At 46.3% G+C, this 15,311-nt stretch carries 15 protein-coding genes and 1 riboswitch; of the genes, 1 reads left to right on the top strand and 14 read right to left on the bottom strand.

The genetic code is table 11. The annotated features are described in order from the left end of the window. Window positions 1-8: 8 nt before the first annotated feature. The 9 genes from AR1Y2_RS03980 to AR1Y2_RS03935 form a co-directional block, all read right to left on the bottom strand. Window positions 9-1,064, bottom strand: a complete 1,056-nt coding sequence (locus AR1Y2_RS03980) for an FAD:protein FMN transferase (RefSeq protein ID WP_137327812.1) — start codon at window positions 1,062-1,064, stop codon at window positions 9-11. A 15-nt stretch (window positions 1,065-1,079) separates the two neighbouring features. Further along, window positions 1,080-1,580 (bottom strand): Gx transporter family protein, encoded by a 501-nt coding sequence (locus tag AR1Y2_RS03975; protein WP_137327811.1) that lies wholly within the window; start codon window positions 1,578-1,580, stop codon window positions 1,080-1,082. A gap of 12 nt (window positions 1,581-1,592) precedes the next feature. Further along, window positions 1,593-1,958: a NusG domain II-containing protein gene (locus AR1Y2_RS03970; protein WP_137327810.1), complete on the bottom strand. Its 366-nt coding sequence runs from the start codon at window positions 1,956-1,958 to the stop codon at window positions 1,593-1,595. Continuing rightward, window positions 1,955-2,683, bottom strand: a complete 729-nt coding sequence (locus AR1Y2_RS03965) for an NAD-dependent protein deacylase (RefSeq protein ID WP_137327809.1) — start codon at window positions 2,681-2,683, stop codon at window positions 1,955-1,957. The genes AR1Y2_RS03970 and AR1Y2_RS03965 overlap by 4 nt, the downstream gene beginning before the upstream one ends. Before the next feature lie 141 nt (window positions 2,684-2,824). Further along, the gene (gene ribH / locus AR1Y2_RS03960) at window positions 2,825-3,289 is read right to left on the bottom strand and encodes a 6,7-dimethyl-8-ribityllumazine synthase (protein WP_137327808.1); all 465 of its coding nucleotides are present in this window, start codon (window positions 3,287-3,289) and stop codon (window positions 2,825-2,827) included. A gap of 32 nt (window positions 3,290-3,321) precedes the next feature. Beyond that, complete coding sequence (locus tag AR1Y2_RS03955) at window positions 3,322-4,518, bottom strand: bifunctional 3,4-dihydroxy-2-butanone-4-phosphate synthase/GTP cyclohydrolase II (RefSeq protein ID WP_137327807.1); 1,197 nt, start codon at window positions 4,516-4,518, stop codon at window positions 3,322-3,324. Window positions 4,519-4,529: 11 nt separating this feature from the next. Continuing rightward, complete coding sequence (gene ribE, locus AR1Y2_RS03950) at window positions 4,530-5,174, bottom strand: riboflavin synthase (protein ID WP_137327806.1); 645 nt, start codon at window positions 5,172-5,174, stop codon at window positions 4,530-4,532. Between the two features lie 4 nt (window positions 5,175-5,178). Then, a complete protein-coding gene (gene ribD, locus AR1Y2_RS03945; RefSeq protein ID WP_243118845.1) occupies window positions 5,179-6,258 on the bottom strand; it encodes a bifunctional diaminohydroxyphosphoribosylaminopyrimidine deaminase/5-amino-6-(5-phosphoribosylamino)uracil reductase RibD in 1,080 nt (359 codons plus the stop codon). Between the two features lie 213 nt (window positions 6,259-6,471). Next, a riboswitch (FMN riboswitch) is annotated at window positions 6,472-6,586 on the bottom strand. A 386-nt stretch (window positions 6,587-6,972) separates the two neighbouring features. After that, the gene (locus AR1Y2_RS03935; RefSeq protein ID WP_137327805.1) at window positions 6,973-8,550 is read right to left on the bottom strand and encodes an alpha-glucosidase; all 1,578 of its coding nucleotides are present in this window, start codon (window positions 8,548-8,550) and stop codon (window positions 6,973-6,975) included. 177 nt (window positions 8,551-8,727) lie between these two features. On the opposite strand from AR1Y2_RS03935, the gene AR1Y2_RS03930 reads away from it, so the two are divergent. Beyond that, on the top strand, window positions 8,728-10,098 hold the full coding sequence (locus AR1Y2_RS03930; protein ID WP_137330190.1) for an MATE family efflux transporter: 1,371 nt from the start codon (window positions 8,728-8,730) through the stop codon (window positions 10,096-10,098). A gap of 105 nt (window positions 10,099-10,203) precedes the next feature. Here AR1Y2_RS03930 and AR1Y2_RS03925 read toward each other — a convergent pair whose 3' ends face one another. The 5 genes from AR1Y2_RS03925 to AR1Y2_RS03905 all read right to left on the bottom strand — a co-directional run bounded on the left by AR1Y2_RS03925 (window position 10,204) and on the right by AR1Y2_RS03905 (window position 15,261). Further along, window positions 10,204-11,613, bottom strand: coding sequence for a sensor domain-containing diguanylate cyclase (locus AR1Y2_RS03925; RefSeq protein ID WP_137327804.1), 1,410 nt, complete (start codon window positions 11,611-11,613; stop codon window positions 10,204-10,206). 130 nt (window positions 11,614-11,743) lie between these two features. Further along, on the bottom strand, window positions 11,744-12,127 hold the full coding sequence (locus AR1Y2_RS03920) for a RidA family protein (protein ID WP_330554849.1): 384 nt from the start codon (window positions 12,125-12,127) through the stop codon (window positions 11,744-11,746). Window positions 12,128-12,216: 89 nt separating this feature from the next. Further along, window positions 12,217-13,344 (bottom strand): zinc metalloproteinase nas-26, encoded by a 1,128-nt coding sequence (locus AR1Y2_RS03915; RefSeq protein ID WP_137327803.1) that lies wholly within the window; start codon window positions 13,342-13,344, stop codon window positions 12,217-12,219. Between the two features lie 12 nt (window positions 13,345-13,356). Beyond that, on the bottom strand, window positions 13,357-13,911 hold the full coding sequence (lepB, locus tag AR1Y2_RS03910; RefSeq protein WP_137327802.1) for a signal peptidase I: 555 nt from the start codon (window positions 13,909-13,911) through the stop codon (window positions 13,357-13,359). Between the two features lie 63 nt (window positions 13,912-13,974). After that, window positions 13,975-15,261 carry an adenylosuccinate synthase gene (locus AR1Y2_RS03905; protein ID WP_137327801.1) on the bottom strand — a complete coding sequence of 429 codons (1,287 nt, stop codon included), beginning with the start codon at window positions 15,259-15,261 and terminating at the stop codon, window positions 13,975-13,977. Window positions 15,262-15,311 lie beyond the last annotated feature (50 nt).

The raw sequence follows: 15,311 nt of genomic DNA, 5'->3' as shown, positions 1-15,311 counted from the left end.
TACTTCTTTCAGGATGATTGCGATAAGGTGTATTCATTGTCAGTAAGCTGGAAATCCAGTCCGCTGCTCACATAGACATTTTTCTTCTTATCCACAAAAATAGCTTTGGCGCCATACTTTTTCAACAGAGGCTGGCTTTTTTCAGGTCCCAGCACAAAACATGCTGTAGACAGTCCATCGCTGACAATTCCAGAATCGCACACAATGGTACAGGAAGTGATCTCTGTCTTGGCCGGATATCCGGTTTTCTCATCCAAGATATGAAAATATCGTTTCCCAGTCTTTTTATCCACAAAGTATTTCTCATAGTCTCCGGAAGTGGAGATAAAGGTTCCGCTCTTAACTGTCACCCCCCCTATGGCCTCTCCCTGCTGCCCATTTGGATTCTGAATCCCAACCTTCCAGTCTTCCCCGTCCGGTTTCTCTCCATAGACAACGATACTGCCTCCAAGTGCTACCATTGCGCCTGTCACACTCTTATCCTTCTTTAAAAATTTTAATGCCTCATCCGTTCCAATCCCTTTTCCAAATGCTCCAAGATCAATCTTTATAGATGAATTTTTCTTGACTGTTTTATTCTTGTCATCAAGCTCCACATGCTCATATGCATTGCTGATGACACCTTCCTTCAGCAGTGCATTGATCTTTTGGGCATCGGGAGCGGAAGGATTTTTAGACTCAAAGTCCCACATCTGCGTCAGGCTGCCGATGGCAGGGTCTGCGGCGCCTCCGCTGTCTTTGGCAATCTGCAGGGATTTTTTAAGCCAGGTAAAAAGGGGTTCTGACAGTGACACTTTTCCCCTGTTTCCCCGATTTAATTTTGCCACGCCGGAAGATTGTTTTCTCCAGGACAGCTGCCCGGTCTCCAGCTGTTTCATCTCATCGATCATCTTCTGCTCAATCTCATTAAGATCCTGGCTGTTTCCATATAAGGTCGTATTGGTCACAGTCCCCATGGCATAATCCACATGGGAATATTTCTGTATCTCTTCCTTCTTCTGGCAGCCTCCGGCCGCAACAGCAGCGATCAGGATCACCATAGCTGTACATAATCTCTTTTTCATGTTTTCCTCCTGTGGTTATCCCTGCGCAAAAAGGGCTGGCGGTATCTTTTTTACAAGCCCTGCTGTCAATGCCCCGATGGCAATACCGGCGACGGTTCCTGTCACCAGAAGCACCGGTGCATAATAATAGATTCTTACATTCTCCATCAGTAACACGGCGACACTGAGCTGCCCCAGGTTATGCGCCACTCCGCCGGCAACACTGAGTCCCACTGCTGAAAACCCCCCTGTCTTTTTTAAAAGAGCCATGACAGTGATACTCAACACGCCGCCTGCAAGACTGTAGACGATGGTCATTGGATTTCCGAACAAAAAACCTGCCAACAGTATTCTCAGCACAGAGATGAATAAGGCCCGTTTCCAAGTAGTAAAAAATAGCAGCACCATGATCACTCCGTTGGCCAGTCCAATCTTGATCCCCGGAATTCCCACCGGGATGGGCAGAAGTACTTCGATGTAAGAGACTACGATTGCCAGAGTTAAAAACATACCGTCCGCAGCAATCCTCCTGGTCATTGCCTGAACTCCTTAATTTGTAATTCCGTCATATTCCTTCTCCTTCGTTCCGTCCTTGATCTCCACAACCACCTTATGGGGCAGGCAGACGATCGTCTCCCCGGTTTTATCAATGGCTTTATGCCGTCTGCAGATCTGATCGCGGCAGTCTGCCTTCGTAACCGATACTTTTTTGTGTTGAATTCGGACCACATTCGTCCCGTTCTTGCTTTTCACTGTGTAGACCGCGTCCTCAGAGAGACTGCCGGACCACACTTCCTTCCCATTCACTGTTACCACGGCCTTCTCACCGTCTTTCTTTGAAGAGTACATAAATAAGAACCCAGCTGCCGCTGCGGCAAGGACAAGACCGATCAATATCAGATCCTTTTTCTTCATGGGTTCACCTTGATCTGCCCTAGAACCTCTCCGATAGGGTCCGTTATGCACAGCTCTGCCTGACGGTCCCTGCCCGTAGCATCCCTGTTGATCAGTACCAGATGTTTTCCCCTGAAGTAATCGATCATTCCCGCCGCAGGATATACCACCAGCGATGTTCCCCCGATGATCAGCATATCCGCCTTGGAAATAGCATCGATGGCTCCCCGCATCACAGATGCATCCAACCCTTCCTCATACAGTACAACATCCGGTTTGATCAGTCCCTGGCATTCATCACAGTGCGGGATACCCTCGCTCTTTACCACATAGTCTATGTCAAAAAACTTATGGCATCTCTGACAGTAATTTCTGTGAACGCTTCCATGCAGCTCAAAAACCTTCTCACTTCCTGCCTTTTGGTGCAGTCCGTCAATATTCTGTGTGACGATCGCTGTGAGCTTTTCCGCCTTCTCAAGCTCGGCCAGCTTTAAATGGGCCGGGTTTGGCTGGGCTTGTGGAAACAACATTTTCTTTTTATAAAAGTCATAAAACTCTGCAGTTTTCTGTACAAAAAAAGTATGGCTTACGATAACTTCCGGAGGATACTGGTAAGTCTGGTTATAAAGTCCGTCAGTACTTCTGAAATCCGGGATATTGCTTTCTGTAGACACTCCTGCCCCGCCAAAAAACACAATCCTGCTGCTTTCATCTATCATGTTCTGAAGTTGTTCAATCTGATCCATTGCGATACCTCCCTATGTATTTGTGGACATTTTGCCCGAAAAGCCTTTTTTATTCATAGGGAGGTTCATAGAACTTTCCTATAGAAAAAAGGCCGCTTATTTCCTGTTTTATTTTACAGGAAATAAGCGGCTCCGTCCAGTTTAACCGATCTCTTTGAGCAAATTTACCATTTCTATGGCTGACAATGCGCAGTCATATCCCTTGTTACCTGCCTTGGTGCCGGCGCGCTCGATAGCCTGCTCAATATTCTCCGTTGTCAGCACTCCAAACAGTACCGGGATCCGGCTTTCCATAGACACATGAGCAATGCCCTTGGACACTTCATTGCAGACATAATCATAATGTGATGTAGATCCTCGGATGACGGTACCCAGACAAATCACAGCGTCATATTTTCCTGAATCGGCCATCTTTTGGGCAGCGATTGGAATCTCAAACGCTCCCGGGACCCATGCCACCGAAATGTCATCCTCCCGCACATCATGCCTGCGCAGTCCGTCCAATGCTCCACTAAGCAGCTTGGATACGATAAATTCGTTAAATCTGGCAGCCACGATTCCCACTTTCATCTCTTTCGCAACTAATTTTCCTTCTAAAATATTCATATCTTTTCTCCTTTTTGATTGTTTGCCGCTGATTAATACGTTAAGTAATGTCCCATCTTTTCCTGTTTCGTCTTCATGTAAAACCTATCATAATCGGTAAGCTTGATCTGGATCGGCACCCGCTCTGTGATCTCTAAGCCAAAATCTCCAAGCCCTTCGATCTTGGTCGGATTGTTGGTTAAAAGCCTTAACTTGGATGCCCCCAGATCCCTCAAGATCTGGGCTCCTATGTAATACTCCCTCTGGTCTTCCTCAAAACCAAGAGCCAGATTCGCCTCCACCGTGTCCATTCCTTGATCCTGGAGAGCATAAGCTTTTAGTTTGTTGATCAGGCCGATGCCCCGCCCCTCCTGTCTTAAGTAAAGCAGAATACCCCGCCCTTCCTCCTCAATTCTCTGCATGGCTCTTGCAAACTGGTCTCCGCAGTCACAGCGCAGAGATCCGAAGGTATCTCCTGTCAGGCACTCTGAATGAACTCTGCAGAGTACTGGATTTCCATCCGCCACATCGCCTTTGACCAACGCCACATGATGCTCTCCGTTTAACTGGTTGACATATCCGTATGCTCTGAAGTTCCCATACTTTGTGGGCATAGGGGTCTCTACCTCCCGGCTTACGAACACCTCATGTTTTTTGCGGTAATTCTGCAGCGCTTTTATGGTGACCATCTTAAGGCCGAATTTTTCGGCCAGCTGCATAAGCTCAGCAGTCCGCATCATGGTCCCGTCTTCTCTCATGATCTCACAACAAAGTCCGCTTTCTTTCAGGCCCGCCAGTTTCATCAGATCCACCGTGGCTTCTGTGTGCCCGTTTCTCTCCATGACTCCACCGGCTTTTGCAATCAGAGGAAACATATGTCCCGGACGCCTTAAATCCTCCGGCCTGATGTCATCCTGCATACACTTTATGGCCGTGACGGAACGCTCCACTGCCGAGATGCCTGTGGTGGTTTCCACATGGTCGATACTCTCTGTGAATGCAGTTTCATGGTTATCCGTATTCTGTCTTACCATAGGTGAAAGACCAAGCTTCTCTCCCATAGCCGCGCTCATGGGCATGCAGATCAGGCCTTTTCCATGGACTGCCATGAAGTTGATGTTCTGCGTATCCGCAAATTCTGAGGCACAGATAAAATCCCCCTCATTCTCCCTATCTTCATCGTCTGTGGCAATGATGATCTTTCCCTGTCTTAAATCTTCCAATGCTTCTTCGATCGTACTGAATTTCATTTCTTATCCTCCTAAAATCCTGCATTTATCAACATTTCCTCTGTCAAACTGCTGCTTTTTTCTTCTGTCTTTGGTTCCAGCAGTTTCTCCACATATTTTCCGATCATATCATTTTCCAGATTGACCGCTTCCCCCGGCTTCCTGAACCCCAGTACCGTCTGCTTTAAGGTATGGGGGATGACCGAGACTTGAAACCAGGAAGTCCCTGTCTCTGCAATGGTCAGGCTGATCCCGTCAATGGCGATAGAACCCTTTTTAATACAGTAGCGCAGGATCTCAGGCCGTACCTCAACTTTGAACCAGACTGCGTTGGCATCCTGTTTCACTGACAAAATCGTCCCGGTTCCGTCCACATGCCCTGCCACTATATGTCCGCCGAACCGGCCCCCGGCACTCATGGCCCGTTCCAGGTTGACCGGGTCTTTGGGGCGCAGGCTTTCCAGCGTGCTCTTCTCAAAAGTCTCGTTCATCACATCTGCCATAAATCCCTGGCCGTCAAATGCGACGGCAGTCAGACAGACGCCATTGACTGCAATGCTGTCCCCTGTATGTAAATCTTCCAGAATCTTTGATGCACCAATCCTGATCATGGAAGACTGTCCTCCCCTCTTTACGGATATGACAGCTCCCAGTTCTTCGATAATTCCTGTAAACATTGTTTCACCTCACTTCATATTCCAGCAGAAGATCTTCACCAATCTTGGTGATCTCCGGCCCATCTAACATTACAGCATCGCTGATCCTTTCAATCCCTTCTCCTTCTACCGGGGATCTGGACTGTTTTCCTCCAAACAGTTTAGGAGCGACATAGGTATATATCTTTTTTACAGCTCCGGTCCTTATAACCGAATCGTTAATATCAGCTCCGCCCTCCACAAGGACACTGTCGATCTTTTCTTTTCTCAGTGCCCGAAACAGCTCCATCAGATCCAGTTGCCCTTTTTTCTCCGGACAGATCAGAACCCGGCAGCCAAGCTCCTCCAGCTTTTCAGCTTTCTTTGTTCTCTCGCAGGCGGCCACGATGGTCGGGATCACTTTGGCACTCTGAACGATCTTGGAAGAAAGCGGGATCCTCAGCCTGCTGTCGCAGATCACACGCACCGGATTGTTCCCGCCCCTTACTCTGGCATTCAGCATAGGATCATCACAGAGGACGGTTCCGATGCCTGCCAGAATGGCCGCATACTTGTGTCTGAGAGTATGGACGTGCTCTCTGGCTTCCTGTCCGGTGATCCATTTGGACTCTCCTGTTTTTACAGCAATCTTGCCATCCAGAGTCATAGCATATTTTAAAGCTACATAGGGTGTCTCGTGGCTGATGTAATGAAAGAAGATGTCATTGATCTTTCTACACTCTTCCTCCATGATTCCTGTTTCCACCTGAATCCCGTGTTCTCTGAGGATCTGGACACCCCTGCCGGCTACCTTAGGATTCGGGTCCATGTTTCCCACATAAACCCTGCGGATCCCATGTTCCATGATGGCCTCTGTACAGGGCGGTGTCTTTCCGTAATGGCAGCACGGCTCCAGTGTCACATAAAGATCTGCCCCCTGGGGATCCTCTGTACAGTTCTTAAACGCATTTCTTTCTGCGTGCAGGCCTCCGTATGCCTCGTGGAATCCCTCCCCGATCACCCGGCCGCCTTTTACAATAACCGCACCCACGACCGGGTTGGGGTTCGTATATCCAATTCCTTTCCTGGCCAGACGGATGGCCCGTTTCATAAACTGTTCCTCCATAAAAGAAAAACCTCCTTTCAAAGAATATAGAAAAGCCCCAAAATCCTGCATCACAGGACTTCAGGGCTTAAAAAAGCTAAAGTTCATTCATGGATCTTGTTGTATTACGCAACAAAACCAATAAAAATAAAAAAACTGAGACTTATAACAGCAGATCAAATACACCAAATGCATCTGACCTACGCTGTGCGTAAATCCCAGAGTTCGTTTATCATTTATCTTCTTTCATCCAGACTATACTGTCGGCTTCGGAGTTTCACCGAATCATGCCTTGCGGCTCGTGGGCTGTACCACCGGTAGGGAATTCCACCCTGCCCTGAAGATCCTATTCAATTAATATTATTTATTATAACCTATTATAAACGTATGTCAATACTTATTTAAACAACTTTAAGCAGCATTGTTAAAATCTACAACAGCAATTTCTGTAATGATGACTTTTAGTTTTTCTAAAATGTTTTCAATTTTCTGTAAGGTAACACCATTTAGACATTCTTCACCACATTGATTACATTTTGTACATGGCACGTTCTTAATGAAACCTTGTCGCGCGTTGCGCGTCCACCCGAAGGGTGTAAAATACGGGATGCCCTGTGGGTATAATATAACAATTATTGTATTCTGTCATATATGTTGTAATAGCCTTTTCTACATTTCCTTTACATAAAAAACAAGTCATAATGATTGCTCCTTTCTGGTTTTGAAATCATTCTCTTACTTTTTTATCACAATAACTTGAAATGGTTCTAAAAATCCTTGTATAACCGGCTGGTTACTCAATAAGATTTTTCCGTCCACATTTTTGATCTCCTGTCTTATTTTTGAAAAGTTACACAGCACAAGGATCCTTGTAAAACCGTCATTTCTCTCATATGCCACAACATCTTTTCCATATTCTCTGTGCGGTTTAAAACTGCCCTGCACCAGACAAGATTCCCGTTTCCGCAGGGCTGTCATCTCCTTGTAGAAACTTAATACAGATTTTTTATCATTTTCCTGTCTCCCGGCTTCTTCCCAATCGATCATCTGCCTTGCATTGTCCCTGCTTCTTAAATTAATATAATACAGTGCCTCCTCTTTTGTACACCCATCTGACAGGGCCGTTTCATACTGCCCCCTGCTCTCAATGTCGTCAAAACTTTCAATGGAATCCCTCCACACATTTTTGACACCCAATTCCTGCCCCTGGTAAATAAAAGGCGTCCCCCGCAGAAAAAAATACATGCCCGCCAGAACAGTGGATGCCTCGTAAGTCTGGTCCTCTTTAAACGGAAAAAACTTATTTACTGCCCTTGGCTGGTCATGATTTTCTATAAACAGACCCTGCCACCCGGTTTTCTGGATTTCCTCCTGGCTCTCAAACAACAGCTCCCTGAACTCTTCCATGGTCCAATCTTTTCTTTTATGCCATTTTTCATCGTTTCCCTCAAGATCAAAGTTGGTGTAGTGGAAGTCAAACATCATAGAAAAACAGCCCTGATCCCCGATATAATTTCCGAGTTCAGAATACGGCACATCCACCGCTTCTGAAACCGTGATACACCCGCACGGCTCAAACACCTCTTTTCTCATTTCCTTCAGGAACTTTTGGATTCCCTCTACATTTCTTGTATAGGGAAAACAGCTAGCCAATCCGTCTTTTCCATCAGGTTTTATTACAGAGGCATTCAGATCTTTCTTGATAAAGTTAATGGCATCCACCCGGAAACCGGCAATTCCTTTGTTCATCCACCACCGAATCATTTCATACAGCTCAGATCTCATCTCTTTGTTCTCCCAGTTGAGATCCGGCTGCTTCTTTGAAAAAGAGTGAAAATAGTATTCATCGGTTCCCGGTACAGGTTCCCAGACAGAACCGCCGAACACTGATCTTAAATTACTGGGCGGACACCCGTTCTGGAGTGTCTCAAATATATAATAATCTCTGTATTTACTTTGTGGATCTGCCAAAGCTTTGCGAAACCATTCATGTTCATCGGATGTATGATTGAGGACCAGGTCCATCATAATCTTTATGCCTTTCCTGCCGGCCTCATGGATCAGCTGCTCCATCTCGTCCATGGTACCGAACATAGGATTCATGCTGTAATAATCCGAAATATCATATCCATTGTCATCCATAGGGGATGCGTATACCGGGCAGATCCACAGCATCGTGATCCCAAGATCCTTTAAATAGCCAAGCTTTTCTGTGATTCCCTTCAAGTCTCCGATGTCATCCCCGTCACTGTCACAAAAGCTTTTTGGATAAACCTGATAGACGATTTCCTCTCTCCCTCTGTAATTCTCCATTGACTGCACCTCTCTTTCCTTCTCTCCGGGTAGACGTACTCCGCTTAATAAGGTATCATGTTCTCATCGGTCTTTTTTCCCTTCCCTGATTTTGGAAGGTCAGCACTAAAAGACCCTATTGAATCATATGAAGGAGTGATATTTTTGAACACCAACAATGAAACTGCACTGGGCACTATGCCGATAGGAAAACTGTTGTTTCAGCTGGCCGTCCCCACTATCGCCGCCCAAGTCATCAACGCGCTCTATAACATGGTAGACCGGATCTATATCGGCAGGCTGCCCGGAGGGGAAGGACCCCTTGCCATTGCCGGACTCGGCATTGCATTCCCGATCATCATGATCATTTCCGCATTTGCTTCCATGATCGGTATGGGAGGCAGCCCAAGAGTTTCCATCAAAATGGGACAGAAGGACCATGACGGCGCGGAAAAGATTCTTGGGAATGCGGTGACTGCTCTGACTATTCTGGCCGTTCCTCTTACCCTGTTTTTTTATCTGGGAAAGGAATCCCTGCTCTCCATGTTCGGAGCCACCAAAAACATCCTGCCTTACGGCAATGATTACCTGAGTATTTATCTGATCGGTTCCATCTTTGTCATGTTCTCCCTGGGCCTCAACAGCTTTATCACCTGCCAGGGGTTTGCCAAGACCAGTATGCTGACCGTGTTGATCGGGGCTCTGCTGAACATTATCTTAGATCCGATCTTTATCTTTGGTCTGGGTCTGGGAGTCAAAGGTTCCGCCCTTGCCACCGTCATATCCCAAGGGGTATCGGCCCTCTGGGTCATCTGCTTTCTGACAGGAAAACGGACAGACCTTAAGATCAGAAGAAAGTATCTGCGGCCTGAGCTAAAGGTACTGCTCCCTGTGATCGCCCTGGGGATCGCGCCATTTATTATGCAGTCTACAGAAAGCCTGGTTCAGATCACCTTAAACTCCGGCATGAAACGATACGGAGGCGCCAACGCGGATGCACTTGTTTCCATCACCACCATTGCCATAAGCTCCATGCAGTTTCTATCCATGCCTGCGCTGGGTCTGGCCCAGGGCGCACAGCCCATCATCAGCTACAACTACGGAAGCCGGAATATGGACCGGGTAAAAAAGGCCTTCCGGCTTTTGTTTACCATCACCGTGGCCTATACTTCCGCAATATGGGCACTCTCCATGGCAGTGCCCCAGATATATATCTACCTGTTCTCCAGCGGGGAAGCTGCCCGTGGACTGGCTGCACTGGGAAAACCTATGATCCGTATCTTTATGGGCGGTTTTCTGTTCATAGGAGCACAGTACGCCTGCCAGAACACCTTCATGGCACTGGGCAGGGCAAAGATCTCACTGATCATGGCTCTCCTGCGAAAGATCATACTTCTGATCCCTCTGGCCCTGATCCTCCCAGTCTTTTTGGGAACCACCGGAATCTTCACCGCAGAACCCATCGCGGATACACTGGCATCTGCTATCACCACCGGGGTTTTCTACTTTACCTCAAAAAAACTGTTGAGACATCCGGAAGAACCAGACATCACTCCTAACATGGAATGATGTTATCTGGCTTGTCGGCCGGTTTCTCCAGAAGATATTTCATCCATTTTCCACATGATTGGAGTGAGGCATTCTAAGAGCTGAACGGAAATCATGTGGAAAATGTCATAATATCACATACTGGTTCTTTCCTCTTATTTTCGCTTCATACAGGGCGCTGTCCGCTCTTTCGATCACCTGGCCGTAAGAGTCGCCGTCTTTTATCAACGTAATCCCTATGCTTATATTCACATGGTTCTCCGCTGTCACTGACCTAAGTACCCTTCCGGCGATCTCCTCGATCTTTTTTCTGTCTTTTGTTCCGTAAATCAGGCAGGTGAATTCATCTCCTCCATAACGGCTGACCACATCTTTTTCACGTAGACTCTTCCGAAGGCAGCTGGCCACCCCGGTCAGGACCTCATCTCCTCTTTGGTGGCCGTAAGTGTCATTAACCCCCTTAAAATCATCAATGTCCAGAAAAAAACATGCAATGTATCTCCTTTTGCTTTTCAGGTCCTTTTCCAAGATCCTCTGGAAGTTCTTCCGGTTCAGGGACCCTGTCAGCGCATCTTTTGTATTTTCCTTTTTCTCGCTGCGGTGCAGTCTAAAAAACCGAAGACTAAAAATAAAGAGCAGAATTGTAATCATGGTCCCTTTTAGCATCAGAAACAGGGTCTCTCTTTTAAGAGAATAGAGAGTTTCCTCATAGGTCTCTGCCACTGCAAGAGTACAGATATACCAGTCACTGATTCCTGCTGGTTCATAGTAAAGCATCCGTAGTTTTCCATTGTTGTGGTAATATAAATAGCCGCTATTCCCTTTTTGGATATTGGCCTCCATGGCAGGCAGTTCACTGCTGTCATCATACTTCATAGTATCCAGCATCTCATACATCGTATGAAATTTCTCCATGCCTTTATAGGATGCCGCCACATTGCCCTTTTTGGAAAACACGAGTACGGCTCCCGTCCCTTTTAATTCTTTTCCGTTTAACATTCTTCCCAGTTCCATAGTACTGTACTCCAGGCATACTGCACCCTTGACTTTTCCGTCTCTGACCAGCGGAACACCTATGATAATAGATTCTGTTCCTTCCTCTTTGTCCATGAGTACCTTTGAGATGCTGCTCTGATCTCTCATCAGACTTTTGTAGTAAGTTCTGTCTGCGATTTTTTGTCTTTTATGATCACTGTAGTAAATATTGCCTTTCTTGTCTGCAACTCCGAGCTTCAGCCCCTTTGAGTCAAACCTTCTGACTATGTCCCACCAATTTTCCTGTCCCGTTCCGTCCGGCACATCACAGATCATTGCCAAGCTTTCCAGCCAGTTCTGGTTGTCTTTGAGAAGAGACTGCAGGGATGCCTTTGCCGTATCATTGGTCGTCTTTAAGTCAAGCCTGGTCTGGTCAGCAATTTTAGTATCCATTTTCCGGTAATACTGCACAAAAGAGAAAATAAAAAAAGAGAGCAGCCCAACGATAAGCAGCAGTATGATCATCGTATTCAGCTGTCTGTTCCCTTTCTGTTTCTCCATTTTACCCCCCTGGCTCAGTGTTCTGGCTAAGTATTGTCTCCATTATACCCCTATATTCTATGACAATCAAAGAAAACCTCTCTCCGGGAACTATAAATTCCCCGGAAAGAGGTTATCCTTCAAATACAGATTATTCAGCCACTGCGATGGCTTCGATCTCAAACAGCGCACCTTTTGGAAGAGCCCCTGCTTCCACGCAGGAACGGGCCGGTTTATTGTCCCCGAACCGTTTCTCATAAATTGCATTGATTGCCGCAAAATCGTTGATATCATTTAAGAATACGGTTGTCTTGATCACATGATCCAGAGACAATCCAGAAGCCTTCAGTACTTCGTTTAGATTTGTCAGAGCCTGGTCTGCCTGTGCCTCCACTCCTTCTGGGAGTGTTCCTTCTTTTGGATCCAGCCCAAGCTGTCCCGATGTGAATACAAGGTTTCCTGTTTTTACTGCATGGCAGTAAGGTCCCACTGCCGCAGGAGCTTTGTCTGCATTGATCGTTTCACGTGTCATCATGATCTACCTCACTTTCTAAAAAATATTAAGGTTCATACAATTTTTTTGTGCTTCTATTATAACACAGGCCTTTGCGCGCGTCCATGCCTTTAGTTTCCTATAATAACATTAAGCTTTGCATTCTGTTGTTCGATCTTCTTGGCAGCCTTCTCACTTACCGCATCCTTCGTAGGGTAATAATCGATATAATAAAACAGGCTCTTGCTCAGGTTCTTGAAGGTATATGTATTTTTTCCTTTCCTAAGTTCCGCCATCTGAGGTTCTCCCTGTTCATCCATATTGTTCAGGGACAGAACCGGCTTCAGCGACAGATCTGCCTTGGAGAGATCCTCAAAGGTCACAGTGAGCTTTCCGTTCTGTGTCTGAAAAACATTGCCGATGACAAGGTTTCCAAAAGTACCCTTTGCCCCATCGGTGCCCTTCATGGCATCCACATCAAAATACAGTACCCCTTTGCTGCTGAATTTCATAAAACGGCTATCTTTAAATGAAAGCTTTGACGCGTCTGTCTCCTGATCCAGGTTCACAAAACCTTTAAACAGAGGAATCACAGTCTTCCTTTTTGTCTTCACGTCATATTGGACCAGAGACAGATTTTTAAACATCTGGTCTTCCTTCATATAGACACCGGACGGATAACCGAGAAAATCCACTGTGCTGTTATTCTGGATCAATGCATTGGAGTCATTCTGTCCTTGGCTCATCAACTCCTGGATCACGTCCTCCTTTGGCCTGCCCGCAAAATTCTTTTGTTCTTTCTGCTGAATATCACCTTCATAGATGTCATCAAAGGCTTTCTTTTTATCGGACAGTGTCATTTTTTTCACATCAAAGAAATAATCCTCGACTGTGTCCTCTCCCTTTGTTCTGAGAAGGCGCACCACTGTGCCATCACTGGATACAATAATCTTTGTTTCCGTCTCACCATCCTCTGAAAACAGCTTCATTTTTTCCAGATCCAGAGCAGCAGATATCTTTTTCTCTTTCATATCGTAGACATAAAATCCCGCAGAGTTGTGAAACATCACTGTGCGGTCCGAAGCATAATCCAGCTTAGGGAAATCAGATACCTCATCCTTTTTGGTCGTCTCCCCTATAAATGTCTTTAACTCCTCTTCTGATGAAAACGGTTTTAATTCTGATTTTTTGGAACATCCTGCTGCCATGAAGGCCAGCACAGCCGCGAATACCATAAGAATCCTGATTTTTCTTTTCATGAGCTCTCTCCTTTATTTGATCCATTTCGGAGATGGATAATATCTGAAACTTGCCTTCCCTATGATCTCCTCTCTGGTCACATAGTGGGTCTGCCACTCTCTCGCATCGTTGGAGCTGTTCCGATTGTCGCCCATGACAAAATAACCGTTGTCCGGCACCTTATACGGTCCGAAATCATCCACGGGCTCCTCTTTGATATAAGGCTCCTTCAAGGGCTTTTTGCTTTTGTTGATATATACCTTCCCGTCTTTGACTTCGATGGTCTCACCCGGAAGCGCAATGACTCTTTTAATATACCATTCAGTTTCATCATCCGGGTATTTAAAGATGATCACATCCCCCCGTTTTGGTTCGCCGAACAGATAAGCGGTCCTGAATGCAATGAGTTTATCTCCTGTCATGATCGTATTTTCCATGGATCCGCTTGGAATGCTGGCGTTGACAATGACAAAGTTTGTGATGAACAAAGTGATTGCCAGGGTCGCAACGATGCACACGATCCAACTCCTGACTTCTTTTCTGAAGTTTTGTTTCTTTTTATTTTCCTGCTCCTGTTCCTTTTCCATGATGCCTCCTTACTTGGACAAAAAACCTCTTTGTCATATCTACAAAGAGGTTTTTCCTTATTTCTAGTCTGTATATCCTCTGCGGATAATCTCATGTCTTCCGGGTCCGTTGGAGATCAATGTGATCGGATATCCGATCTTCTCCTCGACGAACTCTATATACTTTCTGCAGTTTTCCGGAAGGTCTTCATACTCTGTGATACCGCGGATGTCGCTCTTCCAGCCCGGAAGCACCTCGATCACCGGTTTTGCTTTTTCCAGTTCCCCTGTAGTCGGGAAGTCAGTGGTCACTTTGCCGTCAATGTCATAAGCGACACAAACCGGAATCTCCTCTAAATATCCAAGGACATCCAGAACAGTAAAGGCCACATCTGTGGTTCCCTGCATCCTGCATCCGTACTTGGAAGCTACAACGTCAAACCAGCCCATCCGTCTCGGACGTCCGGTCGTCGCACCAAATTCACCGCCGTCTCCACCGCGTTTTCGGAGTTCATCGGCTTCTTCCCCAAAGATCTCACTGACGAAAGCCCCCGCACCTACGGCGCTGGAATACGCTTTGACAACTGTGACGATCTTTTTGATCTCATAAGGCGGAATACCCGCACCGATAGCTCCGTATGCAGCCAGTGTGGAGGAAGACGTCACCATCGGGTAAATACCGTGGTCCGGATCCTTCAGGGAGCCAAGCTGTCCCTCTAAAAGAATCGTCTTATCTTCTTTCAGTGCATTGTGCAGAAACAGTGAAACATCGCAGACATACGGCGCTACCATCTCCTTGTATTCCATCAGAGTGTCATACAACTCGTCCGGGTTCAGGAGAGGTTTGTGGTACAGATGCTCAAGCAGTACATTCTTTGTCTCACAGATCTTTGTCAATTTTTCTTTTAATGCTTCCCCGTCAAACAGTTCGTTGACCTGGAAACCGATCTTAGCATACTTATCAGAATAAAACGGCGCAATCCCTGATTTTGTGGATCCGAAAGATCCTTTGCCCAGTCTCTCCTCCTCGTATTCATCGAACAGGATGTGGTACGGCATCACGATCTGGGCCCTGTCAGAAACCAGGATCTTTGGTTTCGGCACTCCCTGTGACACAATCTCCTCAACCTCCTTAAAAAGGACTGGAATATTCAGCGCCACACCGTTTCCGATAATGCTGGTTGTATGATTATAGAATACACCGGAAGGCAGCGTGTGAAGCGCGAACTTTCCGTAGTCGTTAATGATGGTATGCCCGGCATTCGCTCCTCCCTGGAAACGTACGATGATGTCAGAAGTTTCCCCCAACATATCTGTAATCTTACCTTTTCCTTCGTCGCCCCAGTTGGCTCCCACTATTGCTTTAACCATATGTGTATCCTCCTAATTATCAATGACGTGTCTTCGCCATTTTCTTTTGC

Source organism: Anaerostipes rhamnosivorans, from assembly GCF_005280655.1.
In the GTDB taxonomy this organism is placed as follows: Bacteria; Bacillota; Clostridia; order Lachnospirales; family Lachnospiraceae; genus Anaerostipes; species Anaerostipes rhamnosivorans.
This window is presented reverse-complemented; position numbering and strand designations above follow the sequence as displayed.